7 protein-coding genes are annotated in these 7,128 nt (G+C 63.4%); 4 read left to right on the top strand and 3 right to left on the bottom strand.

Annotated features, from left to right (window positions below; all coding sequences use genetic code 11):
• Window positions 1-100: 100 nt before the first annotated feature.
• On the top strand, window positions 101-1,027 hold the full coding sequence (locus tag APH28_RS25200; RefSeq protein WP_060513161.1) for a DMT family transporter: 927 nt from the start codon (window positions 101-103) through the stop codon (window positions 1,025-1,027).
• Here the strand turns inward: APH28_RS25200 and APH28_RS25205 are convergent.
• Window positions 1,024-2,196: an MFS transporter gene (locus APH28_RS25205; protein WP_060513162.1), complete on the bottom strand. Its 1,173-nt coding sequence runs from the start codon at window positions 2,194-2,196 to the stop codon at window positions 1,024-1,026. The genes APH28_RS25200 and APH28_RS25205 overlap by 4 nt on opposite strands.
• Before the next feature lie 106 nt (window positions 2,197-2,302).
• Between APH28_RS25205 and APH28_RS25210 the strand changes: the two genes are divergently transcribed.
• Together APH28_RS25210 and APH28_RS29360 are read left to right on the top strand one after the other, a co-directional pair.
• Window positions 2,303-3,196 carry a LysR family transcriptional regulator gene (locus APH28_RS25210; RefSeq protein WP_060513163.1) on the top strand — a complete coding sequence of 298 codons (894 nt, stop codon included), beginning with the start codon at window positions 2,303-2,305 and terminating at the stop codon, window positions 3,194-3,196.
• 125 nt (window positions 3,197-3,321) lie between these two features.
• Entirely contained in the window at window positions 3,322-3,450 is a 129-nt protein-coding gene (locus tag APH28_RS29360; RefSeq protein WP_256215799.1) for a PA1414 family protein, read from the top strand.
• A gap of 85 nt (window positions 3,451-3,535) precedes the next feature.
• Here APH28_RS29360 and APH28_RS25215 read toward each other — a convergent pair whose 3' ends face one another.
• The gene (locus tag APH28_RS25215) at window positions 3,536-4,915 is read right to left on the bottom strand and encodes a sodium:solute symporter (RefSeq protein ID WP_060513164.1); all 1,380 of its coding nucleotides are present in this window, start codon (window positions 4,913-4,915) and stop codon (window positions 3,536-3,538) included.
• 132 nt (window positions 4,916-5,047) lie between these two features.
• Window positions 5,048-5,998 carry an agmatinase gene (speB, locus tag APH28_RS25220; RefSeq protein ID WP_008090804.1) on the bottom strand — a complete coding sequence of 317 codons (951 nt, stop codon included), beginning with the start codon at window positions 5,996-5,998 and terminating at the stop codon, window positions 5,048-5,050.
• A gap of 226 nt (window positions 5,999-6,224) precedes the next feature.
• Between speB and APH28_RS25225 the strand changes: the two genes are divergently transcribed.
• The gene (locus APH28_RS25225; protein WP_060513165.1) at window positions 6,225-7,118 is read left to right on the top strand and encodes a LysR family transcriptional regulator; all 894 of its coding nucleotides are present in this window, start codon (window positions 6,225-6,227) and stop codon (window positions 7,116-7,118) included.
• Window positions 7,119-7,128: the final 10 nt, after the last annotated feature.

A 7,128-nucleotide genomic window follows, 5' to 3' on the forward strand; every position in this document is an offset into this window, starting at 1 on the left:
TTTGAGGCTGGCAAGGGCAGGCCGGGAAACCCGATAATCGGTACTCCTTGACCACTGCCGAGCCTTTGCCGATGCCCTCGACCACCCAAAAGGCCCGCCCATGAGCGCGGCCCGCAAGAACCCCGATGCCTTTGCCTTCCAGGTGATGCTGGGCCTGTGCCTGATCTGGGGCTGCCAGCAGGTGCTGATCAAGACCGCAGCGGTGGATATCGCGCCGGTGATGCAAGCGGCCCTGCGTAATTGCATCGCTGCGGTGCTGGTGGGGTTAATGATCTGCTGGCGTGGCGGCTGGGAGCAGGTGGGCAACACCTGGCGGGCCGGGTTGCTGGCCGGCGGTTTGTTCGGGCTGGAATTTTTGTTCATTGCCGAAGGACTGAAACTGACCTCGGCCGCGCACATGTCGGTGTTCCTCTATACCGCGCCCGTGTTCACGGCGCTGGGCCTGCACTTCATGCTGCCCAGCGAGCGGCTGAGGTTGTTGCAGTGGGTGGGCATTCTGCTGGCCTTCGGCGGCATTGCCACGGCGTTTGCCGGCGGTCTGTCGTTCGCTGAAATGGATGGGCGGATGCTGCTCGGCGACGCCTTTGGCGTTATCGCCGGGCTTGCCTGGGGCGCAACCACGGTGGTTGTGCGTTGCTCGCGCCTCTCGGAGGCTCCGGCGACCCTGACGCTGTTCTATCAACTGGCGGTGGGGTTCGCCGGGTTGCTGCTGATCGCCCTGGTCAGCGGGCAGATTGGCGATGTGAGATTGACACCGCTGGCGGCGGGCAGCGTGCTGTTCCAAGGGATCGTGGTGTCGTTTGTCAGCTACCTGACCTGGTTCTGGTTGCTGCGCAAATACCTGGCCTCCAACCTTGCAGTGTTTTCGTTCATCACCCCATTGTTCGGGGTGACCTTCGGCGTGGTGCTGCTGGGTGAACCCTTGAGTGTCAATTTCGTGCTCGGGGCGGTGATGGTGCTGCTGGGCGTCATCTTGGTGAGTGCAGAGCCCTGGGTGAAGCAGCAACTGCGCAAGTACGTAGGTTAAGCGCAGGTCTGCGGCGCAGCCTGGCAACCTTGAAGGCTGCGGCCACTGGTCAGCACCAGTACACCCGCCACCCCCAGGCCCACAGCAGCCAGCACCAGCGCCGGCTGCAAGCTACCGCTGTAATGGTTGCTCAGTGCCGCCAGCAGCGGCCCACTCAGTTGTCCCAAGGCAAAACACGCAGTCAGCAGCCCGGCATTGCGCTGCGTGGCATGGGGTGCCAGTTCCCGCGAGCGTTGCATCACCAGCTGCATGCACGCCAGGAATGGCCCGCCGCACAGCACCACGCCCAGTGCCAGGCCGACACCACCGCCCATCAGGCAGGCCAGGACCCCCAACCCTTGCAACCAGAGGGTGACCGTCAGCCACACCGAAGTACGCCCAGCCCGGCGCAGGCTCACCAGTACCACACCAAGCGCCGCTGCCAGGCCGAACGCTGGCCAGAACAGGTCGGCCATCCAGTTGCCGCGAAACTGCTGGTTGGCCATTTGCGACAGGAAGGTCGCCGGCAGGATGTAACCCACGCCGTACAAGGCATAGACCAGGCCGAGGCGACCGATGCCGACACTGCGGGCAGGGCCTGGCTGCGAGGCGGCGGGCACCACGGCAGGTTGCAGGGCGCGAGGCAGCCAGGGGCGCACGGCCAGCAGCATGACCAGCGCCGCAACGGCATAGACCAGCCACAGTGCCGCCGAGCCGAGCCCGAGCAGATGCGCAACGAGTGCCAGCAATCCGGTCAGTGCGATGCCCAACCCGGGCCCAGCGAACACCATCGCCCCATCGCGCTGGCGGTTGTGGGCGTTGGCCACTTGCTGGCTGAGGCTGGTGATCATCACCAGCACCCAAGCACTGGCCACGCCGGTCCCGAAGCGCAGCAGCAGGTGGCTCCAGAAGCCGTCCGCAGCCCAAGAGGCCAGGGTCAGCAGCACGCACAACCACAGGCCACCGTGCAGGCGCAGTTTCACCTGGTTCGGCCGACGGGCGTACATGGCGTCCACGGCGCCGAGAAAGTAACCCAGGTAGTTGGCTGCTGCGACCAGCCCGGCGGCAGTCAGGTCGAACTGGCCTTCGGCGATCAGCTGCGGCAGTTGCGGGGTGAGGGCGAAGCGGCCAATGCCCATGGCCATCATCAGGGCCACGGCGCTGGCCAGCAGTTGTACGAACGGCGACATGAGGACTCTCCTGCGCGAATCAATGCGATGGATGGCAGGTTAGGGCGCTTTTACTTTCAATAAAATTGAATAATGATGATCAAGTTGTTCTGTTTTGGAGAATGTCATGGAGTTCAGCCAACTGCGCATCTTCCAGGCCGTGGCCGAGGAAGGTTCGGTAACCCGTGCTGCCGAGCGCCTGCACCGAGTACCGTCGAACCTCTCGACGCGCCTGCGCCAACTCGAAGAGCAACTGGGGGTGGAGCTGTTCCTGCGTGAACGCCAGCGCCTGCAGTTGTCGCCTGCTGGCAAAGTGCTGCTGGATTACGCCAACCGCCTGTCGGCGCTGCGTGATGAAGCTGTGGCGGCGGTGCAGGGCGGCCAACCGGCCGGCGATTTCGTGCTGGGCACCATGTACAGTACCGCCGCCATCCACTTGCCAGCGCTGCTGGCGCGCTACCATCAGCAATACCCGGCCGTGAACCTTCAGGTACAGGCGGCGCCCAGCGGCGACCTGCTTGAAGGTCTGCTCAGCCATCGTCTGGATGCGGCCTTGGTGGATGGCCCGCCGAGCCTGGCAGGGCTGGATGGTGTGCCACTGTGCGATGAAGTACTGGTGCTGATCACCAGCCCCGAGCATTCGCCGGTGCGCAGTGCCAAGGACGTAGCGGGCAAGGCGGTATTCACCTTCCGCCAGGGCTGTTCCTACCGCATGCGCCTGGAGGCCTGGTATGCCCATGACCACACGCCGATGGGGCGGGTGATGGAAATCGAGTCGTACCAGAGCATGCTGGCCTGTGTGATTGCTGGTGCGGGCGTGGCCTTGATGGCGCAATCGATGCTCGACAGCCTGCCTGGGCGTGACCGGGTTCGCGCCCATCGCCTGCAACCGCCGTTCGATCACGCGGAAACCTGGTTGATGTGGCGCCAGGGCATGCGTGGTGCGAATTTGCAGGCCTGGATCGATCTGCAACAATGCGAAACGATTAGCCAGTCGTCGGAATGCGCCGTTTCCGCTTGATCCGCGTCAAACTAGCCCCTATCTGTAGGAACAAGAGCATGCGTAGTACAGGACATCGGACTATGATCTGTATGAAACATCGCAGGATTTGAATTGCCGTGAGGCTGACCCGTCAAGGGGGCATTATGAAAAACCAAATGTTCAACTGGCTCCACGACCTGGCTGTCGCTTTGGGGCTGATACCACCACCCTTGCAGCCGGTGCCGATTCCGACTGATGAAGAGCAGCGCAAGCGCCAGCCGCGCCGTCGCTGAACCAGCCGCGCCGTCGCTGAAAATGCAAAAGGCCGCAGCATCTGTTCGATGCCGCGGCCTTTTTGTTTCTGCTGTTGCGGCTTGATCAGGCCAGCTTTAACTCACCCACCGGCTTGCGCGACAGCAGGCTCACCAGCACGAAGCTCACCAGGCCGACCGCCAGGCTGTAGTAGATCGGCGTGTTGGCATCCAGCCCATCCTTGAACATGAAGAACAGCGCAGTGGCAAAGCCCAGCGACATGCTGGCGATGGCGCCTGCGGTGGTCGCACGCTTCCAGAAGATCGCACCGATCAGCGGGATCAGCATGCCACCCACCAACAGGTTGTAGGCCAGGGTCAGGGCGCTGATTACATCGTTCACCGCCAGGGCGATGCCCAGCACCACCAGGCCGGTGATCAGGGTGAACAGGCGGCTGACGCCCAGGCTCGACGGCTTGCCGCCGCGCAGCTTGGGCAGCAAGTCTTCGGTCAGGGTGGTCGAGGCTGCCAGCAGGCCGGCACTGGCGGTGGACATCATGGCCGCCAGGGCCGCAGCCATCAGCAGGCCACGAATGCCTTCCGGCAGCTGGCCTTTGATCATCTCGGCAAAGGCATTGTTCGGGTTGGCCAGGTCGGGCATCAGGACATGCGCCGACATGCCGATCAGGGCGCACGCCAGGCCGTACAGAACGCAGTACACACCCGCAGTGGTACCGGCGCGTTGGCAAACCTTCTCGTCACGGGCAGTGAACACCCGCTGCCAGATGTCCTGGCCGATCAGGATGCCGAAGAAGTAAATCAGGAAGTAGGTGATGATGGTGTCCCAGCCGATGGTGGTCCAGCTGAAGCTGGCCGCCGGCAGCTTGGCCACCAGGGTGTCCCAGCCGCCAGCCTTGTACAGGCACACCGGCAGCAGGATGAACATCAGGCCAACGGTCTTGATCACGAACTGGACGATATCGGTCAGGGTCAGCGACCACATGCCACCGATGGTCGAATAGATCACCACCACGCCGCCGCCGAGCATCAGCGACATCCAGAACGGCATGTCGAGCAGCACTTGCAGCACGGTTGCCATGGCCAGGGTCGAGGTCACACCAATCATCAGGGCATAGGCCAGCATGATCGCCGCACTGGCCTGGCGGGCCATGGGGTTGTAACGACGTTCCAGCACCTGGGTGACGGTGAAGATCTTCAGGCGTAGCAACGGTTTGGCGAGGAACAGGTTGAGGGCGATGATGCCCAGGCCCAGGGCGGCACACAGCCAGAAGCCAGAGATGCCATGGACATAGCCCAAGCGCACGGTGCCAACGGTGGAGGCGCCGCCGAGCACGGTGGTGGCCATGGTGCCCATGTACAGGGTCGGGCCGAGGTTGCGCCCGGCCACGAGGTAGTCTTCCTGGGTTTTTGCGCGCCGCATGCCATACCAGCCCAGCCCGAGCATGCCGGCGGTATAGATCATTACAACAATGATGTCCAAGTCCATTGGGGGTCTCCCGATTATCTTTATTATGGCGAGATCGACCGCGCAGGCGTGTTCACGGCGCCCGGCGGTCTTGTCTTGTGTTGGCGGGCCTCTATGGCCCTCCCTCATGGCTCCTGCCGGGGTACAGCGGTGTCAGCGACGCACGACGCCCGGCAGCACGCAGAGCATCTCGAACAACAGGTTGGCGCCCAGCAGCGAGGTGTTGCCGGTGGTGTCGTAAGGCGGGGAGACTTCGACCAGGTCACAGCCGATCAGGTCCAGGCCGTGGCAGCCGCGAATGATCTCCATCGCCTGGATGGTGGTCAAGCCGCCGATTTCCGGGGTGCCGGTGCCTGGGGCCCAGGCCGGGTCGATGCCGTCGATGTCGAACGACAGGTAAACCGGGCCACCGCCGACCTTCTCGCGTACTTCGGCCATCAGCGGTTCCAGCGACTTGTGCCAGCACTCTTCGGCCTGGACTACGCGGAATCCCTGGCGGCGGCTCCAGTTGAAGTCGTCGGCGGTATAGCCTTGGGCGCGCAGGCCGATCTGCACCACGCGGTCACAGTCGAGCAGGCCCTCTTCCACGGCGCGGCGGAAGGTGGTGCCGTGAGCGATCTTCTCGCCGAACATGTGGTCGTTGACGTCGGCGTGGGCATCGATGTGCACCAGGCCGATCTTGCCGTGCTTCTTGTGCAGGGCACGCAGGATCGGCAGGGTGATGGTGTGGTCGCCACCCAGGGTCATCGGGATGACATTGTGCTCGACGATCTCGTCGTAGGCTTCTTCGATGATGCGTACGGCGTCGAGCAGGTTGAAGGTGTTGATCGCCACGTCACCGATGTCGGCCACCGACAGCGAATCGAACGGGGCGGCACCGGTGGCCATGTTGTACGGGCGGATCATTACCGATTCGGCGCGGATCTGCCGCGGGCCGAAACGGGTGCCCGAGCGCAGCGAGGTGCCGATGTCCAGCGGCACGCCGATGAACGCGGCGTCCAGGCCTTGGGCGCTTTGCAGGTGGGGGAGACGGAGCATGGTGGCGATGCCGCCGAAACGCGGCATTTCGTTGCCGCCCAGTGGTTGGTGGAGAACTTTGTCCACGGTGGGCCTCATCAGTCGGTCGATTGTTCTGTTTGTTCGAACCTGTTCCGCCGCACGCCTTCCAGGTCTGGAGATGCCGGCGGGCAGGGACATTTCGGCCAAGTCTGCGCAAGGTAGTGCGCGGGAAAAATCGCTACCGGCAAATACTTACTTCAGGAATTTCTGAACTAAAGCCTGCGGGAGCGGTTAGACTGCGCGCAAATACCCCGTGCGGAACCGTTGCACCATGGCCTCGACCTTGCCCGACCTGAAACTGCTGCGCATCTTCGTCAGCGTGGTGCGCCATCAGGGCTTCGCCAATGCCCAGCGCGAGCTCAACCTGTCGACCTCGGCCATCAGTACCTACATGAGCCAGCTCGAAGGCGCCTTGGGTATCGTGCTGTGCCACCGCGGCCGTGGCGGCTTCAGCCTGACCAGCAAGGGCGAGCTGTTCCATCAGGAGACGCTGCGCCTGCTGGCCGAGCTGGACGGTTTCGAACAGTACGCCGCAGCACTCAAGGGCGAGCTGCGCGGCACCCTCAACCTGGGGGTGATCGACTCCACCGTAGGCGATCAGGCGCTGCCCTTGGCCGAGGCCATCGGCGCCTATAGCCAGGAGCACCCGGCGGTGCACCTGCACCTGTCGGTTTCCAGCCCCTACGAGCTGCAGCTCGGTGTGCAGGACAACCGTCTGGACCTGGCCATTGGTGCGTTCTCCTCGCGCATGAGTGGCTTGCTTTATCAGCCGCTATACCGCGAACAGCATTGGCTTTATTGCAGCAGCCGCCACTCGTTGTTCGCCGAGCGGCGCATCCCCGAGCCGGTGGTGACCCAGCAACGCATGGTAGGGCGTGGCTACTGGAGCCAGGCCGAACTGGCCAGGCACGGCTTCAAGCACAGTGCGGCGACCGTGGAAAGCATGGAGGCGCAACTTATCCTGATTCTTTCGGGCGCCTACATAGGCTACCTGCCCGAGCACTACGCCCAGGCTTGGGTCGACAAGGGCGACCTCAGGGTGCTATCGCCGGCCACTTTCGGATATCAGGCGCCATTCTCGCTGATCGTCCGCAGAGGGCGTAGTCGTGAGCCGCTGATTCAGACATTCCGGGATCTGCTCAAGAGTCAGTTGAATGTCGGTTGAAGGGTGAAGT

Origin of the sequence: Pseudomonas sp. NBRC 111124 (genome assembly GCF_001320245.1) — a bacterium.
Classification (GTDB): Bacteria; Pseudomonadota; Gammaproteobacteria; order Pseudomonadales; family Pseudomonadaceae; genus Aquipseudomonas.

Coding starts and splice junctions, on each gene's coding strand:
- APH28_RS25215 (WP_060513164.1), bottom strand. CDS start 4,915: ATGGACTTGGACATCATTGTTGTAATGATCTATACCGCCGGCATGCTC.
- APH28_RS25225 (WP_060513165.1), top strand. CDS start 6,225: ATGGCCTCGACCTTGCCCGACCTGAAACTGCTGCGCATCTTCGTCAGC.
- APH28_RS25210 (WP_060513163.1), top strand. CDS start 2,303: ATGGAGTTCAGCCAACTGCGCATCTTCCAGGCCGTGGCCGAGGAAGGT.
- APH28_RS29360 (WP_256215799.1), top strand. CDS start 3,322: ATGAAAAACCAAATGTTCAACTGGCTCCACGACCTGGCTGTCGCTTTG.
- APH28_RS25200 (WP_060513161.1), top strand. CDS start 101: ATGAGCGCGGCCCGCAAGAACCCCGATGCCTTTGCCTTCCAGGTGATG.
- APH28_RS25205 (WP_060513162.1), bottom strand. CDS start 2,196: ATGTCGCCGTTCGTACAACTGCTGGCCAGCGCCGTGGCCCTGATGATG.